Here is a 19,208-nt window from a genome sequence, read left to right as displayed (position 1 = left end):
ACATGACCGACTGGCTTACAGTGACGGAAGGCACGGCACCTCTAGTGGTGTCGATCCCGCATACCGGTATCGATCTCGCCGGCATCGACAACCGGCTGGTCTCGCCCTGGCTTGGCCGTCGCGACTGCGACTGGTGGATCGACCAGCTCTACGATTTCGCCGCCGGCCTTGGTGCGACGATTGTGCATACGTCGATCTCGCGCACGGTCATCGACGTCAACCGCGATCCCTCCGGCGCCTCGCTCTATCCGGGGCAGACGACGACGACGCTTTGCCCGACTGAGACTTTCGACGGTGATCCGCTTTACCTGCTCGGCGAGGAACCGATGCCGGCGGAAATCAGCCAGCGCTATCAGTCATATTTCCTGCCCTACCATGAAATGTTGGGGTACCAAGCCACCAGGCTGCGCGGCCTGCATCAGAAGGTCGTCATCTATGACTGCCACTCGATCCGTTCGGTTCTGCCCCGCCTGTTCGAGGGCACGCTGCCTGTGTTCAATCTCGGCACCAATGACGGCCAGACCGCCGACCCGGCACTGCAGAACCTGGTCGGCCAGATCATGGCTGAAACCGGCGACAGCTACGTCATCAACGGCCGTTTCAAGGGTGGCTGGATCACGCGCTACTTCGGCAACCCGCAAGGCGGCTTCCATGCGCTGCAGATGGAACTTGCCGATCGCGGCTACATGCATGAGCCCGAGGGCAAGGGGGAGCCGGACAATTGGCCGGTGCCCTATGATGCCGCGTTCGCGGCACCCATGGCCGCGAAGCTGAAGAAGATTCTCGAGGCCGCGATCACCTGGGCGCAGAGCTGACATTCGATCCTTTTCTGGAGTGACGACATGAACAATCCTCGCCACAACATCCGCGAAGTCCGCAGCCCGCGCGGCACGGAAATCAGCGCCCGCTCCTGGCTGACAGAAGCGCCGCTACGCATGCTGATGAACAATCTCGATCCGGACGTCGCAGAAAACCCCAACGAACTGGTCGTCTATGGCGGCATCGGCCGGGCCGCGCGGACCTGGAACGACTTTGACCGCATCGTCGCCTCGTTGAGGACGCTGGCCGATGACGAGACCTTGCTGGTGCAGTCGGGCAAGCCGGTCGGCGTCTTCCGCACCCATCCGGACGCGCCGCGCGTGCTGATCGCCAATTCCAACCTGGTGCCGCACTGGGCGACATGGGAAAAATTCAACGAGCTCGATAAGAAGGGCCTGATGATGTACGGCCAGATGACGGCCGGTTCATGGATCTACATCGGCACGCAAGGCATCGTGCAGGGTACCTACGAGACCTTCGTCGAGGCCGGGCGCCAGCACTATGGCGGTAATCTCAGGGGTAAATGGATCCTGACCGGCGGTCTCGGCGGCATGGGTGGCGCCCAGCCGCTCGCCGCCGTCATGGCCGGTGCCTGCTGCCTGGCCATCGAATGCAACCCGGATTCGATCGATTTCCGCCTGCGCACCCGCTATGTCGACGAGAAGGCCGAGACACTCGACGAGGCGATGGCGATGATCGAGCGCTGGACCAAGGCAGGCGAGGCGAAGTCGGTAGGCCTGCTCGGCAATACGGCCGAGATCGTTCCGGAAATGTTCAGGCGCGGCATTCGCCCCGATATGGTCACCGACCAGACCTCGGCCCACGACCCCATCAACGGCTATCTGCCCAAGGGCTGGACGATGGCTGAGTGGCGTGAGAAGCGCGTCAGCGATCCAAAGGCAGTTGAAAAAGCGGCCCGCGCTTCGATGCGCGAACATGTCGAGGCGATGGTGGCGTTCTGGAACGCCGGCGTGCCGACGCTCGACTATGGCAACAACATCCGCCAGGTAGCCAAGGAGGAGGGTTTCGAGAACGCTTTCGCCTTCCCCGGCTTCGTGCCGGCCTATATCCGTCCGCTGTTTTGCCGCGGCATCGGCCCGTTCCGCTGGGCAGCCCTGTCGGGCGATCCCGAGGACATCTACAAGACCGACGCCAAGGTGCGTGAGCTGACGCCCGGCAACACCCACTTACACAACTGGCTCGACATGGCGCGCGAGCGCATCGCCTTCCAGGGCCTGCCGGCGCGCATCTGCTGGGTGGGCCTCGGCGACCGGCATAGGCTCGGCCTCGCCTTCAACGAGATGGTGGCCAGGGGCGAACTCAAGGCGCCCGTCGTTATCGGCCGCGATCACCTCGATTCCGGCTCGGTCGCTTCGCCGAACCGCGAGACGGAATCCATGAAAGACGGCTCTGACGCGGTGTCCGACTGGCCGCTGCTCAACGCGCTGCTCAACACCGCATCGGGCGCTACCTGGGTGTCGTTGCACCATGGCGGCGGTGTCGGCATGGGCTTCTCGCAGCATGCCGGCATGGTCATTGTCGCCGACGGCACGCGCGAGGCGGCCAGGCGTCTGGAGCGGGTGTTGTGGAACGATCCAGCGACCGGTGTCATGCGCCACGCCGATGCCGGCTACGAGATCGCCATCGAGTGCGCCAAGGAACATCAGCTCAACCTGCCCGGCATTCTCGGCTGATTGGCTGAGATAATGCGCGTCCTGCGGGCAGCCGAATACAAGTCCATGCCGTGGAAGAACGGCGGCGGGGTGACGACGCAAATCGTCGTCTCGCCTGCCGGAGCCGAGCTCGACGACTTCGACTGGCGCGTCTCGATGGCGCGTGTCGAAGGCAGCGGTCCGTTCTCGCAATTTGCCGGTATCGATCGCACGCTTGCGGTGCTTGAAGGCGAGGGCGTCGTCCTCGATATTGCCGGCTGGCCGCAGGCCACCATAACCCCTGCGACCATCCCGTTTTCCTTCCCGGCCGATGTGGCGACTGCAGCCACCCTGATTGGCGGAACGATCACCGACCTCAATGTCATGACCCGCCGCGGCATGATAGCGCATTCGGTCGAGCGGCTCGTGACTTCCGCTCCGGTAGTGATTCAGGCCGAGATGGGGACCACTCTCGTCCTGTGCCTGAGCGGTGAGATTCTTGTGTCGGCTGCCGAACCGGTCCGCCTTGGGCCGCTGGACGCGCTGCTGGACAGTCCGAACATCGCTGACATTCGTGTCCAGCCTACCCAGCAGACGACGCTGTTCGTCATCCGGATCCGGAACGCCTCCGGCAACGATTAACGCTTGTTTCCAAACATGATCGCGATGCCGGCGAAATATAGCGTAAGCTGCTGGCGGCACCACGAAAAAGCCTGAATCCTCTCCGTCGATCGGACCTGACGGGAAGAGGGGCGCTCGTCTTTGAATTTTGCTGAGAGATGACGCCCTGTCGTGGTGCGGAAACAAACTTTCGGCAAGTGGGATTATGCAACCAATTGCATTTGAATCGGTTTTAGGGCCATTGCCGTGGCGGTGACGCCGCTCAGTGTCCGCATACGGAATTTTCAATGAATATTCAGACGACCCCTGCCCAAATCGAGAAGACAAGCGCGAGCTTCCCGGCCATCACGGAAGAGCCGATTCGATCCAATTTCCTGCCCGAAGAGCGTCTTCGCCTGCTTGGCGAAAGCCTGGCAAAGGGCGATCTCACCGATTTGTTCGGCCTCACGCCGTTCGACTTTCAGGCCCGCATCCGCGACAGCGCCAAGAAGATTTTGGAAGTCTACCGCTCGACCAATGCCGCGCAGGCGAGGGGCGAGACGATCACGCCGGCGGCGCAGTGGCTGCTCGACAACAATTATCTGGTCGAAGAAACCATTTTCCAGGTCAAGCGCGATCTGCCGCGCCGCTTCTACCGCCAGTTGCCCATCCTGAAACTGCCCGATGGCGGCACCGTGCCACGCGCGCTGGCACTGGCCTGGACATATGTGGCGCATTCGGACAGTTCCGTCTCGGCGACGATGTTCAAGTCCATCGTCCAGGGCTTTCAGTCGCTCGAGCCGCTGAAGATCGGCGAACTCTGGGCGCTGCCGTCACTTCTGCGCTTCGTCCTGATCGAAAATCTCCGCCGGTTGGCGGTCAGGGTCAACCGCACCCGCCAGATGCGCCAGATCGCCAACGATGTTGCCGACAAGGTTCTGGCGACCGACGACAGCCCGGACCGGCAGGCTATCCTGTCCAACTTCAGCGCTCACGCGCAGGACACCACCTTTGCCACCCAGCTGCTCTACCGCTTGCGCGATGGATCGCAGAATGCCGGCAAGGCCTTGGAATGGCTCGAAGGCGAGCTCGAAAAAACCGGCTCCGACGCCGAGGAAATCATCATTTCCGAACATCACACGCTGTCCAGCGGCAATGTGACGACCGGCAACATCATCCGCGGCCTGCGCCTCATCAACGACGTCGACTGGACGGTGTGGTTCGAAGGCGTCAGCCGCATCGACACCGTGCTGCGCGAACGCACCGATTTCGCCGCGCTCGACTTCTTCTCGCGTGACCAGTACCGGACTGCGATCGAGGAACTGGCGCGTCGCTCCGACCTTTCGGAATATCGCGTCGCCGAGAGAGCCATCGAACTGGCCGGCCCCGCCGCCAGCGAGACCACCTCTGGCGACAATGAAGGCGATGCCGCTCCGGCTGCATCCGCGCACACCGATGTCGGTTTCTTTCTCGTCGGCCCACGCCGGCTGGAACTGGAGAAATCGATCGGCTATCGGCCGACCATCAGCCAGACGGTCAAGCGTGCCTTCCGCAAGACCGGATGGCTTGGCATCGTCGTACCGGTGTTTGCGCTGACGGCGCTGCTTCTCGTCCTCTCCGGCAACGCGCTCGCCAATCTTGGCCTGTCGGTGCCGTCGATCGTCTTGATGCTGGCGCTGTTCGCCGTGCCGGCCAGCGAGGGCGCGCTCGCCTTCTTCAACACTGTCGTATCGCTGTTCCTGAAACCGACGCGCCTCGTCGGCTATGATTACAGGCACGGCGTGCCGCCGGAGGCGCGCACGCTGGTGGTGGTGCCGTCGCTGATCGGCTCACGCGACGACGTCGAGGAAAACATCCGCAATATCGAGGTGCATCATCTCGCCAACACGGCGGATGAAATCCATTTTGCGCTGCTGTCGGACTGGCCCGACAGCAAGACCGAGATCGATGCAGCGGATACCGAAATCCTCGAATTCGCCCGCGCCGAGATCGCTCGCCTCAACGCCCGCTATCCCTCCGAAGGCGCGCCGCGTTTCTACATCCTGCACCGGCGCCGGCTGTTCAATGCGGCGCAAGGGTCCTGGATGGGCTGGGAGCGCAAGCGCGGCAAGCTGCACGAACTCGACCTTCTGCTGCGCGGCGACAGCGACACCACGTTCCTGCCGCTCGACGTGCCGCTGCCGGAAAACGTCGTCCATGTGATGACGCTCGATGCCGACACGCGCACCACCCGCGACGCGGTCGCGACCCTGGTCGGCAAGCTGTGCCATCCGCTCAACCGTCCGCATTTCGATGCCACCAGGCGTGTCGTCACGGCCGGCTACGCGATCCTGCAGCCGCGCATCACCGCGTCGCTGACCAGCGGCGACGATGCGTCGTTCTTCCAGCGGGTCTTCTCGGCCAATCGCGGCCTCGACCCATACGTCTTTGCCGTGTCCGATCTCTATCAGGACGTCTTCGGCGACGGGTCCTTCACCGGCAAGGGCCTCTATCATGTCGACGCTTTCGAGGCCGCGCTGCAGGGCCGCATCGAGGAAAACACCATCCTCAGCCACGATTTGCTGGAAGGCTCGCTGGCGCGCTCGGCGCTGGTCACCGACGTCGAACTGGTCGAGGACTATCCGACCCGCTACTCGGTCGACGCCTCGCGCCACCATCGTTGGGCACGCGGCGACTGGCAGCTTCTCGGCTTCATGCTCGATCCGCGCTCCGGCGTGCCGGCTCTGTCGCGCTGGAAGATGATCGACAATCTGCGTCGCTCGCTGACGCCGATCTTCTGGGTCATGGCCGCGATCGCCGGCTGGACGCTGCTGCCCTTCACCCAGGCCGCGCAGTGGCAGGCCCTGTTGATCCTCAGCCTGTTCATGGCGCCGACATTCGACATCGTCAACGCCATCCTGCCCAAGAGCGGCGACCAGACGCCGCGCGGCCATTTCTCGGCCCTGGCGCGCGACGTTGCCTTCGGCACCGCCATGGTGGCGCTCAAGATCGTGCTGATGGCGCACAACGCCTGGATGATGGGCGATGCCATCATCCGCACGCTCTACCGGCTGTTCGTCAGCCGCCAGAACCTGCTGGAATGGCGCACCGCCTCGCAGGCGCACAAGAGCGGCGACAACGATCTCGGCTCCTATTACGGCATGATGTATGGCGCCGTGATCATCGGCTTCGTCGGCCTTGCCATTCCGGTGCTGGCCGATTCCACCGGCGCCTTCGTCGCCTTCTTCTTCGCCCTGTTTTGGATCGCTTCGCCGGCTATCGCCGCCTGGATCAGCCGCTCGGCCGAAACCGAAGACCGGCTGCGCATCTCGGCTGCCGACATCCATGCACTGCGCACGGTGGCGCGGCGCACATGGCATTATTTCGAAAGCTTCGTGACGGCCGAACACCACAATCTGCCGCCGGACAATTTCCAGGAAAGCCCGGCGCCCGTCGTGGCGCCGCGCACCTCGCCGACCAACATCGGCGTCTACCTGCTGTCCGTCGTGTCGGCACGCGACTTCGGCTGGATCAGCCTGTCCGACGCCATCACCCGCATCGACGCCACCATGACGACCATCGAGGGCATGCCGCGTGATCGCGGCCACCTCTTCAACTGGTATGATACGACGACGCTGAAGCCGCTCTATCCGCTCTACATCTCGGCTGTCGACAGCGGCAATCTTGCCGGCCATCTGGTGGCAGTGGCGGCAGCTTGCGCCGAATGGGCGGAAGCGCCCTCCGTCCATCTCCAGGGCGATTTCGAAGGCATTCTCGACACGGTGACCATCCTTAGCGAGAGCCTCGACGAGTTGCCCGACGACCGCCGCCAACTGCGGCCATTGCGCCAGCGCCTCGTCGATCGTCTCGACGGCATGCGGCGCGCGGTCGACACCATCAAGGCGCAGCCGGAAATGGCGTCGATCCGCACCATCAATCTGGCCGTGCTGGCCGGCGAGATCCGCAAGCTCGCCACCGCCATCCACACCGAGGCCGCGTCGCCGCAGAGCGACGTCATCGTCGACTGGGCGGCCAGGCTCGAGGCCACCTGCGAGGCACATGTCCATGACGCGCACAGCGATGACAACGCCGTCGAGGCGCTGCGCGCCAAGCTCCTGACCTTGCGCGAGCGCACGCGCCGCTTCGCCTTCGAGATGGATTTCTCCTTCCTGATGCGGCCCGAACGCAAGCTGCTGTCGATTGGTTACCGGGTCGAGGAGCACCAGCTCGATGAAAGCTGCTACGACCTGCTGGCGTCCGAGGCGCGGCTGACCAGCCTGTTCGCCATTGCCAAGGGGGATCTGCCGACCGAGCACTGGTTCCGGCTTGGCCGGCCGATCGTCGAGATCGGTTTCCAGGGTGCGCTGATGTCCTGGTCCGGCTCGATGTTCGAATATCTGATGCCGCCATTGGTGATGAAGGAAGCGCAAGGCAGCATTCTCAACCAGACCAGCAAGCTGATCATCAAGCGCCAGATCCAGTACGGCCGACAGAAGAACGTGCCGTGGGGCATTTCGGAAGCGGCCTACAACGCCCGCGACCGGGAACTGACCTACCAGTACACCAATTTCGGCGTGCCCGGGCTCGGCCTGAAGCGCGGCCTTGGCCAGAACACAGTGATCGCGCCCTACGCCACTGTGCTCGCGGCACAGTTCAACCCGCGCGAAGCCGTGCAGAATCTCGTCCGGCTGCGGGAGATCGGCGCGCTTGGCCGCCACGGTTACTACGATGCCGTCGACTTCACGCCGCAGCGCGTGCCGGAAGGCACCGATCATGTCGTCGTGCAGAACTACATGGCCCACCATTCGGGCATGTCGATCGTGGCGGTCGCCGACGCCATCTTCGAAGGCCGCATGCGCGACCGCTTCCACAGCGATCCGGTCATCGAATCGGCCGAACTGCTGCTGCAGGAGAGGGCGCCGCGCGACATCCCGACCGCGACCGTCAGGACCGAGGCCGACGAACGCGCCAAGGACGAGACCGAAGCCGAGAGCCCCGACACCCGCATCGTGCTCAACCCCGTACAGGCACTGCGCTCGACCAACGTGATGTCCAACGGCCGCTATTCGGTGATGGTTACGGCGACCGGCTCGGGTTACAGCCGCTGGGGCGATCTCTCCGTCACCCGCTGGCAGCCGGATCCGACCGAAGATCGGCTCGGCTCCTACATCTTCCTGCGCGACGCCGGCACCGGCGACTGGTGGTCGGCGACATCTGAGCCGAAGCGCGCGGCCGAGGAAAGGGCGCAGACCTTGTTCTCCGACGACAAGGCGAGCTTCGTCAAATCGGTGGGCACGTTGCGCTCCGAGGTCGAATGTATCGTCATCTCGGAAGGCAACGGCGAGGGTCGCCGGGTCACGCTCTACAATGACGGGCCGTCCGACCGTCACATCGAAGTGACTTCCTTTGCCGAACTTGTGCTCGGCCTGGAGGCATCCGACAACGCGCATCCGGCCTTCTCGAAGATGTTCGTGGAAACCGAAATCGCGTCCAACAACGCGCAGATCTTCGCCACGCGGCGCAAGCGGGAGACCAGCGAGCCCGATATCGCCATGGTGCATTTCGTCACCGACCCGTCCGGATCCGCGCGCGATGCCGAAGCCGAGACCGACCGGCGCGCCTTCATCGGCCGTGGCCGCACCATCGTCGACGCGGCCGCTTTCGATCCTGGCGCCAGGCTAGGCGGCCATTCGGGCTTCACACTCGATCCCGTCGCCGCGCTGCGCCGCCAGGTGCGCGTGCCCGCCAACAAGAAGATATCGCTGACCTTCTGGACGGTCGTCGGCGCCAGCCGCACGGAACTGGACGAAGCCGTCGCCCGGCTCGACCATCCGGAGAGTTTTGCCCGCCAGGCCATGCTCGCCTGGACGCGCAGCCAGGTGCAGACCCGCCATATGGGCCTCAGCCTGACCGACGCCGCCAATGTGCAGAAACTGGCCCGCTACCTGATCTATCCCGATCCGTTCCTGCGTCTTCCCGCCGAATCCATCGCCTCGGGGCTGGGCAAGCAGTCAAGCCTGTGGCCGACCAGCATTTCGGGCGATTTCCCGATCTTCCTGGTCAGGATCGGCGACGTTGCCGATCTCGAAATCGTCGCCCAGGCGCTGCGTTTCCAGGAGTACATGCGCACCCGCGGCATGATGATCGACTTCGTCGTCGTCAACGAGCAGGCGTCCTCCTATGTCCAGGACCTGCAGCGGGCGGTCGAGACGCTATGCGAAAACAGCCGCTTGCGCGGCAAGGAACTCGGGCCCCGCCAGCACATTTTCGCGGTGCGCCGCGACCTGATGGACGAGACCACCTACAAGACGCTGCTCGCTGTCGCCAGGGTGGTCCTGCACACGCGCAACGGCACCATCTTCGACCAGATCGAACGAGCCGAGGCGGCGGCCCTGCAGGCGCGCGACGCGCTGCAGCCGGCAGCATTGGTTCCGCGCGAATTGCCCTCGCTGGCGCCCATGGCGCATGCCTCGCAAGCGGTGGCGAATGTCAGCGCCGATGGCGCCGGGCTTGGCCAGTGGAACGGCTTTGGCGGTTTCGACGGCGACGGGCGGCACTATGTCGTGCGCCTGGCTGGCCGGCGCACCACGCCACAGCCGTGGATCAACGTCGTCTCCAATGCTTCGTTCGGCTTCCACACCTCTGCCGAGGGTGCTGCCTTCACCTGGAGCCGCAACAGCCGCGACTACCAGCTGACGCCGTGGTCGAACGACCCGGTCTCGAACCGGCCGGGCGAGGGCCTCTACATCTACGATCAGGCCAGCGGCAAGGCGTTCTCTCCGCTCGCCGCCGTGGTACGCGATCCCTCGATGACCTACGAGGCCTGGCACGGTCAGGGCTTCTCGACCTTCCGCTCGAAGCGCGGGCCGTTGTCGATGGACCTCACCCATGTCGTCGACCCGGTCGACCCGGTGAAGATCTCGCGGCTGCGCATCCAGAATTCCGGCTCGGTGCCGGCGCGGCTGCGGGTCTATGCCTATGCCGAATGGGTGCTCGGCGGGCATCGGTCGCGCACGGCGGCAAGCATCGTCCCGTCGCGGGACGCCGCCACCGGTGCGTTGCTGGCGCAAAACCCCTACGGGCTCGATTTCAGCGAGCGGGTGGCATTCCTTGCCACCGATGGCGGCGTACATTCGGTGACGACCGACCGCTCGGAGTTCCTCGGCCGGCATGGCTCCAGCGAGCTTCCACAGGCGGTGCTGAGCGGCGCGGCGTTGTCGGGCCGTGTCGAGGCCGGCGACGATCCTTGCGCGGCGCTCGCCCGCGACATCGAGATCCCGGCCGGTGGCGACGTGACGCTGCTCTGGCTGCTTGGTGATGCCGAGTCCGTCGAGGAGGCCAGCGCCCTGGTGCAGGAACACCGGGCTAGGGATTTCGACCAGCGGCTGGCCGACAACGAGCGCGAATGGCGTGGTTTCCTCGACACCATCCAGATCGAGACGCCGGACAAGGCGCTCGACGCCATGGTCAATCACTGGCTGCCCTATCAGAGCCTGGCCTGCCGTATCCGCGCCCGCTCGGCCTTCTACCAGGCAAGCGGTGCGTTCGGCTTCCGCGACCAGTTGCAGGACACGCTGGCATTGCTGGCGCATGACCCGCAACTGGCACGCGACCAGATCCTCAACGCGGCGCGGCGGCAGTTCCCCGAAGGCGATGTGCAGCATTGGTGGCTGCCGCGAACCGGGGCCGGCGTGCGCACCATGATCTCCGACGACGTGGTCTGGCTGGCCCATGCCACGGCGCGCTACCTGCTGGTCACCGGCGATGCCACCATCCTGAAGGAGCACCTGCCCTTCATCGATGGGCAGGCGCTGGGCGAGGGTGAGCACGATGCATTCTTCACCCCGGAAATTTCGAAGAAGACGGCGTCGCTCTACGACCATTGCGCGCGGGCGCTCGACCTTGCCATCAAGCGCAGCAGTCCCGCCGGGCTGCCACTGATCCTCGGCGGCGACTGGAACGACGGCATGAACCGCGTCGGCGAGCACGGCAAGGGCGAGAGCGTCTGGCTCGGCTGGTTCCTGCTGAAGACGCTGGGCGACTTTGGCGCCGTTGCCAAGACCGAAGGCGATGCCAAGCGCGCGCAAGCCTGGGCAAAGCATGCCGATGCGCTGAAGCGGGCGCTTGAAAGCACGGCATGGGACGGCGAATGGTACCGGCGCGGCAGCTTCGACGACGGCACGCCACTGGGGTCGCACAACTCGGAAGAGTGCAAGATCGACTCGATCGCCCAGTCATGGAGCGTGCTTTCGGGCGAGGGCGATCCGGCACGGTCGACGACGGCGATGGAGCAGGCGACCAAACTGCTGGTCGACGACAAGCTCAAGATCGTCAAGCTGTTCACGCCGCCTTTCTCGAAGACTGACAAGGACCCCGGCTATATTAAGAGCTATCCGCCCGGTGTTCGCGAAAATGGCGGCCAGTACACCCATGCCGCCACATGGTTCGTCATCGCGCTTGCCGAGATGGGGCGGACCGACGAGGCCTATCGCTGTTTTTCGATGCTGAACCCGGTCAACCACGCGACCGACGAGGCCTCGGCCGAGCACTATCGCGTCGAGCCCTATGTGGTGGCGGCCGATATCTATGCCGGGGACGACAAGGGCGGCCGTGGCGGCTGGACCTGGTACACCGGCTCGGCCGGCTGGCTCTACAGGGCGGCGGTCGAAGGTATCCTGGGCATCGAGCGGCGCGGCAAGCGCGTTCAGTTCAATCCGAGGCTCCCCAGCCATTGGGACGGGTACTCGGCAATCCTCAAGATGCTGGGGGCGGAACTCAGGGTTCGTGTCACCCGCGACAATAAGGCCAAGGCGGTTTCGCTGGAGCTGAATGGGGCAAAGACCAAGGGCTCGACCGTCGAACTGAAGAGCGGCGAGGTTGCCGAAATCGTCATCAGGATCCCTGCCTGAGGCAAGTCGCCCGGCAGCATTCCCTCGGGCTCGAGCCCGGGGGAGGGCGCGGTTTTCGGAACCACGGCTGGATGAAAGGCGCCATGCCGTCCAGCGTTGCCATCGGCCTGGCCGAAGGGCGTGTCGCTGAGATGCCTATAAAATCAAAGGCTTGATCCGTACCGTATGAACCGCCCCAAGCGGCGAGGCTTGGCATCCCGTTGCCTTGGCGCGCGCCCAAGGCCGCTTAGTTTCGCTCTATACTACGCAGAAGGCGATTTGAGCCTCGGTCATCCGCCCGACATTGTTGCTGATTAAAATTGTGGCAGCGCGTTCCAGCTGCCATGATTTCGCCGCATGCCTGACATTTTACCTGTCTTCTCAAACCGTTAGATGATCACGGCAGATTTCGGAACGTCGCCATCTTTTGTTCGCTCTGAGGGAACTGAAGAGGTACACGGCCATTGTTTTGCGACGTATCAACCGGTACGAGTCAAATGATGCAGTGCACAATAAACAGCATGGCGGAGTAACTGGGGTGACCCTTCTGCAAATCTACTGGCGAGCGCTCGGTTATCTGGCCGCGGACAGGAAACGCGTCGCGTTGATCTGTTCGGCCAACGTAGCCCTTGCCATCGTGGCGCTTCTCGAGCCGATCATGTTCGGTCGCGTCATCGGCGCCATCTCCGAGCGCGGCTCTGTCTTCACCACGCTGGTCATGTGGGCTGGTCTCGGCGCCTTCAACATCGTTGCCTTCGTCATGGTGGCGCGCGGCGCTGACCGCTTTGCCCATGCGCGGCGCAGCGAAGTTCTGTGCCAGTCCTTCGAGCGCGTCATCACCATGCCGCTCGCCTGGCACCATCAGCACGGCACCTCCAATGCGTTGCACACGATGCTGCGCGCCGTCGAAACCCTGTTCAGCCTTTGGCTTGAATTCATGCGCCAGCATCTGTCCACGGCTGTCGCCCTCGTATTGCTGGTCCCAACCGCGATCAGCATGGACCTGCGCATGTCGCTGGTGCTGCTTGGCCTCGGACTGCTCTATGTCGGCATCGGTCGGATGGTAATGCGCCGCACCAAGGCGGGCCAGGCCGCGGTCGAGCGGCACTACCACAAGGTGTTCGCGCATGTGACCGACTCGGTCTCCAACGTTGCCGTGCTGCAGAGCTACAATCGCCTCGGTCACGAGGCTGATACTCTGCGCCGCTACGTCAAGAACCTGCTCGACGCGCAGAACCCTGTGCTCGACTGGTGGGCGCTGGCCAATGCCTTGCACCGTCTGTCATCGGCAATCTCGATGCTGATCGTGTTGTCGATCGGCGCCTATCTCGTGACTCATGGTCAGTTGGGCATCGGCGATGTCATTGCCTTCACAGGTTTTGCCACGATGCTGATTGCTCGCCTCGACCAGATGTCGGCTTTCGCTAACCAGATTTCCGAGGCGCGCGCCAAGCTTGAAGATTTCTACCAACTCGAGGACTCCGCGGCCGATGCCGCCGAGCCGGATGGACTGCGCGATCTCGCCAACATCACCGGTCATGTCCGCTTCGAGAATGTCGGCTTCGAATTCGCCAATTCGGGCCAGGGCATCGACGACGTGTCGTTCGAAGTCCAGGCCGGTCAGACCGTTGCCATCGTCGGACCGACCGGCGCCGGCAAGACCACGCTCATCAATCTGCTGCAGCGCGTCTTCTCGCCGTCCCATGGCCGTATCCTGATCGACGGCGTCGACACCCGCAGCGTGACCCGCAAGTCGCTGCGCCATTCGATCGCCACCGTGTTCCAGGATGCCGGCCTGCTCAACCGCTCGATCGAGGACAACATCCGTGTCGGCCGCGCCGAGGCGACCAATGATGAAATCCATGCCGCCGCCAACGCGGCTGCCGCGCAGGACTTCATCCTGGCCAAGAGCAATGGCTATGACACGGTGGTCGGCGAACGTGGCGGCCAGCTGTCGGGTGGCGAGCGTCAGCGCATCGCTATTGCCCGCGCCGTGCTGAAGGATGCCCCGATCCTCGTGCTCGACGAGGCGACCAGCGCGCTCGACGTCGAGACCGAAGACCGCGTCAAGGACGCGATCGACGAATTGCGGCGCGACCGCACCACCTTCATCATCGCCCACCGCCTGACCACCGTTCGCGACGCCGATCTGGTCGTGTTCATGGACAAGGGCAGGGTGGTCGAAATGGGTGGCTTCGCCGAACTGTCGCTGCGCAACGGCCGCTTCGCCAGCTTGCTGCGCGCCGGCGGCCTGCTCAACGACGAGGAGGTTCGCCGCCTCAGCCGCAGCGTGCAGCAACAGCAGGAAGCAGCCGCCTGAGCAGGTAGCTCTGCCTTCTCCCACAAGGGGAGAAGGCAAGACGCTGTCTCGCCTGCGACACCACCGCTCGATTGCCCCAAACGCGCCGGCGGTCTATGTAGAGCCGCATGAGCGACACGACTTCACGCCTGACCGGCTGGCTGGATCTTGCCAACCCGACGCGCTTCGTCTGGCTGGCGGACAGGGTCGTGCCATGGTTGGCGTCCATTGCCGTACTTATTCTTGCCGTCGGGCTTTATATGAGCTTCGCCGCGCCTGAGGATTTCCAGCAAGGCATCACCGTTCGCATCATGTACATCCACGTGCCTTTCGCCTGGCTCGCCATGATGTGCTACACGCTGATGGCGATCTCGGCGCTCGGCACGCTGGTCTGGCGGCATCCGCTGGCCGATGTCGCGCTGAAATCGGCGGCCCCCATAGGTGCTGTTTTCACGGCGCTGGCGCTGATCACCGGCTCGATCTGGGGCAAGCCGATGTGGGGCACCTGGTGGGTCTGGGATGCGCGGCTGACCTCGGTCTTCGTGCTGTTCCTGATGTATCTCGGCATCATCGCGCTGACCCGCGCGCTCGACGATGCCAGCCGCGCCGCCTGGGCCGCCGCCATCATCACGCTGGTCGGCTTCATCAACATCCCGATCATCAAATTCTCGGTCGACTGGTGGAACACGCTGCACCAGCCGGCCTCGGTGTTCAGGCTCGGCGGACCGACCATCGATCCCAGCCTGCTGTGGCCGCTGCTGGTCATGGCCGTCGGCTTCACGGTGCTGTTCTTCGCTTTGCACCTGATGGCGATGCGCACGGAAATTCGCCGCCGCCGGGTTATCGCAATGCGGCGTGTGGCGGCACGACAGGCCGAGCGGCAATAACGACATCTATCGTATCAAGAATGTGCTTGCTCCGCCTGTGCAGCGAGCAATTTGTCAATTGATCGCCCTGTCGAAGTACCCAGATGCCTCCAATTTGGCGAGGGTCTTTATGATTTCGTCATAAGAGAAATCGTCTATTACAAAGGTATCTTTGTCTATTTCATAGTATCCAAATTCAAGTATGGCGGCAGACGCTTCTTGTTCCAAGCGATTCTTCGAAATGAACTCGAATCTGTAAATGCGACCTTTGCAAACGACGTAGGCGTCGCCACACCATTCTTTCTGAAGAAGCTCAGCCATTCTGATGTCATCAATTCCATAATCCCAATGGATCGTAAAATTACTCATCCCATCCGTCCGCGCGCTGCCACCGGCAGCGTTTCCAGCACATTGTCGCCGTCGATCAGATTGACCTCGTTGAAGAGGTTCGTGACGACGCAGCAATGATCGGGTACGACGCGGACGCGTTCGCCGATCCGCAGCTTGCCATCGCCCGATAGCGTGACGTTGCCGTGCTCCTCGCTCAGGCCCGTCACCCGCGCTCCCGAAACGCCGAGCAACTCGCCGAAATCGGCGAGCCCCAGCGTGTCGCTGGATAGCGCCTTGCTGCCGGCGTCGAGGATGGCGCGTGTCGCTGTCGGATGGCTGACCACCGTCGACAGCACCGTCAGCGCGCAATCGTCGAGGCTGCCGACGCCTTTGGCGACCTGGTAGCGGTCGAGATAGATGTAGGTGCCCGGGCGATATTCGGTGACGACCGATGCCTCGCTGGATCGCCACATGTCCGGCGTGCCGCCGCTGGAGATGCGTTCGCAGGCGAGGCCCGAGGCGGCCAGCGTCTGCCTGGCGTCGGCGAGCCAGGCTTCGGCCTCCGCCGCGCGGCCGGCGGCCGGGTAGGTCATCAGCCCGCCGAAAGCGAGGCCGCCGGCCGCGTCGATCTGTCGTGCCAGCGCAACCGCTTCACCCGCCGTCTGTACCCCGCAGCGGCCCATGCCGGTGTCGCATTCGACCAGCACCGGCAGAGGATGGCCGGCATCGGTGAAGGTGGCGGCCAGCCCTTCGATGGTCTCCATGCTGTCTGCCGTCACCGACAGGGTGACACGGCGATGCAGCGCCAGAAGCCGCTCCAGCTTGGCGCGCCCGAGGATGTTGTAGGGGAGAAAAATATCGGCAAGGCCAGCGTCGGCCATCACCTCGGCCTCACCGATCTTCTGGCAGGTGATGCCGACGGCGCCGGCCGCCACCTGCTTCTTCGCCCAATAGGGCAATTTGTGGGTCTTGATATGCGGCCGCAGCTTCAGCCCGTTCCTGTCGGCATGGGCCTGGGCGCGGGCAATGTTGGCTTCGGCTCGCGCGGCGTCGATCAGGATCGATGGCGTATCGAGGTCGTGGATGGTCGGCATCGTCTGTCACCCCATGGAAATCCGCAGGGTTTATGACCCTGAAAGCACGCGATGTCACGCGGCCAGCAAACCCGATCTGTGGTCCATGCAGGCAAAGCCCGAGGCAGGGCCTGGCGGCAAGATGGATCGACACCGCATCGGCGTTCGGCTATGCGATTTGTCGGAAAAATCGACACGAAGGACCATGATCATGAAACGCTCCGCCATCAACGATATCATCCGCGAAGCCGACGCTTTCATCCGTTCGTTCGGCTACATCATGCCGCCCTTCGCCTATTGGTCGCCGCAAGAGGCGAAGGCGCGCCAGGTCGACTCCTCGGCCGTGTTCACCTCGCGGCTCGGCTGGGACATCACCGATTACGGCCAGGAGAAGTTCGACGAACTCGGCCTGTTCCTGTTCACCGTTCGCAACGGCCGCTACGAAGACATGAAGAAGGGCATGGGCATGCTCTATGCCGAGAAGATCATGATCTCCCGCAAGGACCAGCTGTCGCCGATGCATCGCCACAACATCAAGGCCGAGGACATCATCAACCGCGGTGGCGGCAAGCTGGTGCTGGAACTGTTCATGCACGACCGCGACGGTGGCATCGATCCCAAGGCCGAGGTATCGGTGCCTGTCGACGGAACCATCCACAGGCTGCCGGCGGGCGGGCTCCTGAAGCTCGACCCGGGCCAGAGCGTCACGCTGCTGCCCGGCGTCTGGCATGCCTTCTGGGCCGAGGGCAAGGATGTGCTGATCGGCGAGGTGTCGACCGTCAACGACGATCTCACCGACAATGTGTTTCGCGAACAGATCGGCCGTTTTTCCAACATCGACGAGGATGTCGCCCCGGTGCACCTGCTGGTGTCCGACTATGAGAAGTGGCTGGGGTAGGGTCTCAATGACAGCAGTCTGGTGCTAATTGCACGCTCGTCCTGCACAGGCAGGACGAGGTGATCGGCACATCTGCCTTGGCCAGTACAGTGGCGAGGCTTGCCTGCAGCGCCGGCAGTTCTTCGGTTTCGCCGCGCCGTTTCAGGCACTCCACCAGCCCGTGCAGCGCCCAGACATTGTTCGGGTGCTGGGCGCAGCGCTGCACCTTGCCGCTCAAGCCCAGATCGTCGCGATAGACCTGTTCGGCCTCTTGCGCGTGGCCCTGGTCCAGAAGCAGTGCTGCCAGCGCATGGCGCGGCGGGTGCATCCATGCCCACGGCTCGGTGTAGGACAGATTGTCGTCAAGCTCGACCGCTTGCCGCAGATGGCCATACGCCTCCTCATGCCGTCTCTGGTGATAGGCAAGCTCGCCATCGAGGAGGGCCGCGCCGACGCCAAGCGAGGCGCGGGTCGGGTTGCTGAGGAAGCGCCGCTCGGCTGGAATGCCTTCCAGATGCCGGTGGAACCGCTCGCGTTCGCGCTCCGCCTCGACAAAATTCCTCAGCGTCGCATGCGCCACAGCCTTGGCGTAGTGCTGCATGGCCGCCGTCAGCACATAGAGGCCGGGCTCTTCGGTCTCCGGCTCGTCAATGATCTCCTGCCAGCGGCCGAAGCGCACCAACACATGTGATTTCATGGCGTGGTAGCCCTCCACCGTCTGGGTGAGCTTGGGCCGGTCGGGAAGGCTGACCACGTCGCGCGTCACCAGGCTGCGCACCTTGTCGGCCGCCCACAGGGCCGGCCTGGACTGGCCGAGGAACATGCAGGTGAACATCATCAGGTGCAAATCGTGGCAGCAGCCGAGCAGATAGTAGGTCGGCTTGTCGGCATAGGCGAGATAGAGGTCGTTGGCGCGCACCGCCTTCTCGCTGGCGAGCCTGGCCTTCTCATAGTCGCCGCACAGCACATAGATGTGCCCCGGCATGTGGTTCATGTGCCCGGCATCGGGGCACATTTCGCCGAGCAGGTCCGCCGAGCGCATGCCGCGTTCCGGCATGGTGGACATTTCCAGCAGATGGATGTGCAGGTGAACGATCGCCGGATGCTGCGCAATACCGGCCTCGTCGGCAAGCCGGATCGACCGCTCGCAAACCGCGAGCGCCTCGACGACATCCGAGTTCGGCGCCGGCGCACCGGTCTTGAGGTTCCACAGACGCCGCACGGTGCGCATCATCAGCGCCTCGACCAGCAGCGCCATCACATCATGGTCGTCGGGAAAGTCCTGGTAGACCAGCCGCATCGCGGCGGCGTAGGCGTCATCCCACTGCTCGAATTCCTGAGGCGTCACCCGGTGCGGCTTCTGGAAGCGGCTGGCGAGTGCCTCGATCAATCGCCTTTCGACCTTGCTGCCGCCAGCCGCATTGGCACGCGCCAGCCGGACATGCTCGAAGCAACGCTTCGTCGCGCTGTTCGCCTCGGCCTCGCCATGCTCCTTCCAGGTCAGATTGTAAAAAGGCCCGGCGGCATAGGCGATGCCCCAATGCACCATCGGGCAGTCGGGATCCGTTTCGAGTGCCTTCTCGAAACACTTGATGCCTTCTTCATGGTTGAAGCCGTAGCACCAGTTCAGGCCGATATCGAACCAGCGCTGCGTTTCTGCAGAGCGGGTTGAGATAGGGCGGCGATAGGTGCCGAGGTTGAAGTGGTCCATGTAATCTCATTCAAATTGCTGTCGGCTGTGAGCCAGGCTCTGGCCAGATTCCTTCAGCATCAATGTGTGCCGAAATCTGTTGGCATGGCAAACACCACGACTGCGATTGCTGCA

The 19,208-nt window shown here is 63.7% G+C and carries 10 protein-coding genes; 7 read left to right on the top strand and 3 right to left on the bottom strand.

Translation table 11 applies throughout. The features are described 5' to 3' along the window. Window positions 1-2 precede the first annotated feature (2 nt). From hutG to ACFSOZ_RS08595, 6 genes are all read left to right on the top strand, one after another. The gene (gene hutG / locus ACFSOZ_RS08620; RefSeq protein WP_379095994.1) at window positions 3-815 is read left to right on the top strand and encodes an N-formylglutamate deformylase; all 813 of its coding nucleotides are present in this window, start codon (window positions 3-5) and stop codon (window positions 813-815) included. A 27-nt stretch (window positions 816-842) separates the two neighbouring features. Then, window positions 843-2,513, top strand: coding sequence for a urocanate hydratase (hutU, locus tag ACFSOZ_RS08615; RefSeq protein ID WP_379095992.1), 1,671 nt, complete (start codon window positions 843-845; stop codon window positions 2,511-2,513). Between the two features lie 12 nt (window positions 2,514-2,525). Next, a complete protein-coding gene (locus tag ACFSOZ_RS08610; protein WP_379095989.1) occupies window positions 2,526-3,113 on the top strand; it encodes a HutD/Ves family protein in 588 nt (195 codons plus the stop codon). A 266-nt stretch (window positions 3,114-3,379) separates the two neighbouring features. Further along, on the top strand, window positions 3,380-11,959 hold the full coding sequence (locus ACFSOZ_RS08605; protein ID WP_379095986.1) for a glycoside hydrolase family 94 protein: 8,580 nt from the start codon (window positions 3,380-3,382) through the stop codon (window positions 11,957-11,959). A 517-nt stretch (window positions 11,960-12,476) separates the two neighbouring features. Beyond that, window positions 12,477-14,258 carry a glucan ABC transporter ATP-binding protein/ permease gene (locus ACFSOZ_RS08600; protein ID WP_379095983.1) on the top strand — a complete coding sequence of 594 codons (1,782 nt, stop codon included), beginning with the start codon at window positions 12,477-12,479 and terminating at the stop codon, window positions 14,256-14,258. A 107-nt stretch (window positions 14,259-14,365) separates the two neighbouring features. Beyond that, complete coding sequence (locus ACFSOZ_RS08595; RefSeq protein ID WP_379095980.1) at window positions 14,366-15,124, top strand: heme ABC transporter permease; 759 nt, start codon at window positions 14,366-14,368, stop codon at window positions 15,122-15,124. Between the two features lie 54 nt (window positions 15,125-15,178). Here the strand turns inward: ACFSOZ_RS08595 and ACFSOZ_RS08590 are convergent, their stop codons facing one another. Beyond that, a complete protein-coding gene (locus tag ACFSOZ_RS08590; RefSeq protein ID WP_379095977.1) occupies window positions 15,179-15,424 on the bottom strand; it encodes a hypothetical protein in 246 nt (81 codons plus the stop codon). A 44-nt stretch (window positions 15,425-15,468) separates the two neighbouring features. Next, complete coding sequence (locus ACFSOZ_RS08585; protein ID WP_379095974.1) at window positions 15,469-16,527, bottom strand: D-TA family PLP-dependent enzyme; 1,059 nt, start codon at window positions 16,525-16,527, stop codon at window positions 15,469-15,471. 190 nt (window positions 16,528-16,717) lie between these two features. Here ACFSOZ_RS08585 and ACFSOZ_RS08580 point away from each other — a divergent pair, with 190 nt between their 5' ends. Further along, window positions 16,718-17,404, top strand: coding sequence for a D-lyxose/D-mannose family sugar isomerase (locus tag ACFSOZ_RS08580; RefSeq protein WP_379095971.1), 687 nt, complete (start codon window positions 16,718-16,720; stop codon window positions 17,402-17,404). A gap of 4 nt (window positions 17,405-17,408) precedes the next feature. Here ACFSOZ_RS08580 and ACFSOZ_RS08575 read toward each other — a convergent pair whose 3' ends face one another. Further along, complete coding sequence (locus tag ACFSOZ_RS08575) at window positions 17,409-19,094, bottom strand: tetratricopeptide repeat protein (protein ID WP_379095969.1); 1,686 nt, start codon at window positions 19,092-19,094, stop codon at window positions 17,409-17,411. Window positions 19,095-19,208: the final 114 nt, after the last annotated feature.

Origin of the sequence: Mesorhizobium newzealandense (assembly GCF_042682145.1) — a bacterium.
Taxonomy (GTDB): Bacteria; Pseudomonadota; Alphaproteobacteria; order Rhizobiales; family Rhizobiaceae; genus Mesorhizobium; species Mesorhizobium newzealandense.
Note: the sequence above shows the minus strand (reverse complement) of the source record. Positions and strands in the feature narration are given on the sequence as shown.

Excerpts from the sequence above, each read along its gene's own strand:
- hutG (WP_379095994.1), top strand. The coding sequence starts at position 3 with ATGACCGACTGGCTTACAGTGACGGAAGGCACGGCACCTCTAGTGGTG.
- hutU (WP_379095992.1), top strand. The coding sequence starts at position 843 with ATGAACAATCCTCGCCACAACATCCGCGAAGTCCGCAGCCCGCGCGGC.
- ACFSOZ_RS08610 (WP_379095989.1), top strand. The coding sequence starts at position 2,526 with ATGCGCGTCCTGCGGGCAGCCGAATACAAGTCCATGCCGTGGAAGAAC.
- ACFSOZ_RS08605 (WP_379095986.1), top strand. The coding sequence starts at position 3,380 with ATGAATATTCAGACGACCCCTGCCCAAATCGAGAAGACAAGCGCGAGC.
- ACFSOZ_RS08595 (WP_379095980.1), top strand. The coding sequence starts at position 14,366 with ATGAGCGACACGACTTCACGCCTGACCGGCTGGCTGGATCTTGCCAAC.
- ACFSOZ_RS08590 (WP_379095977.1), bottom strand. The coding sequence starts at position 15,424 with ATGGCTGAGCTTCTTCAGAAAGAATGGTGTGGCGACGCCTACGTCGTT.
- ACFSOZ_RS08585 (WP_379095974.1), bottom strand. The coding sequence starts at position 16,527 with ATGCCGACCATCCACGACCTCGATACGCCATCGATCCTGATCGACGCC.
- ACFSOZ_RS08580 (WP_379095971.1), top strand. The coding sequence starts at position 16,718 with ATGAAACGCTCCGCCATCAACGATATCATCCGCGAAGCCGACGCTTTC.
- ACFSOZ_RS08575 (WP_379095969.1), bottom strand. The coding sequence starts at position 19,094 with ATGGACCACTTCAACCTCGGCACCTATCGCCGCCCTATCTCAACCCGC.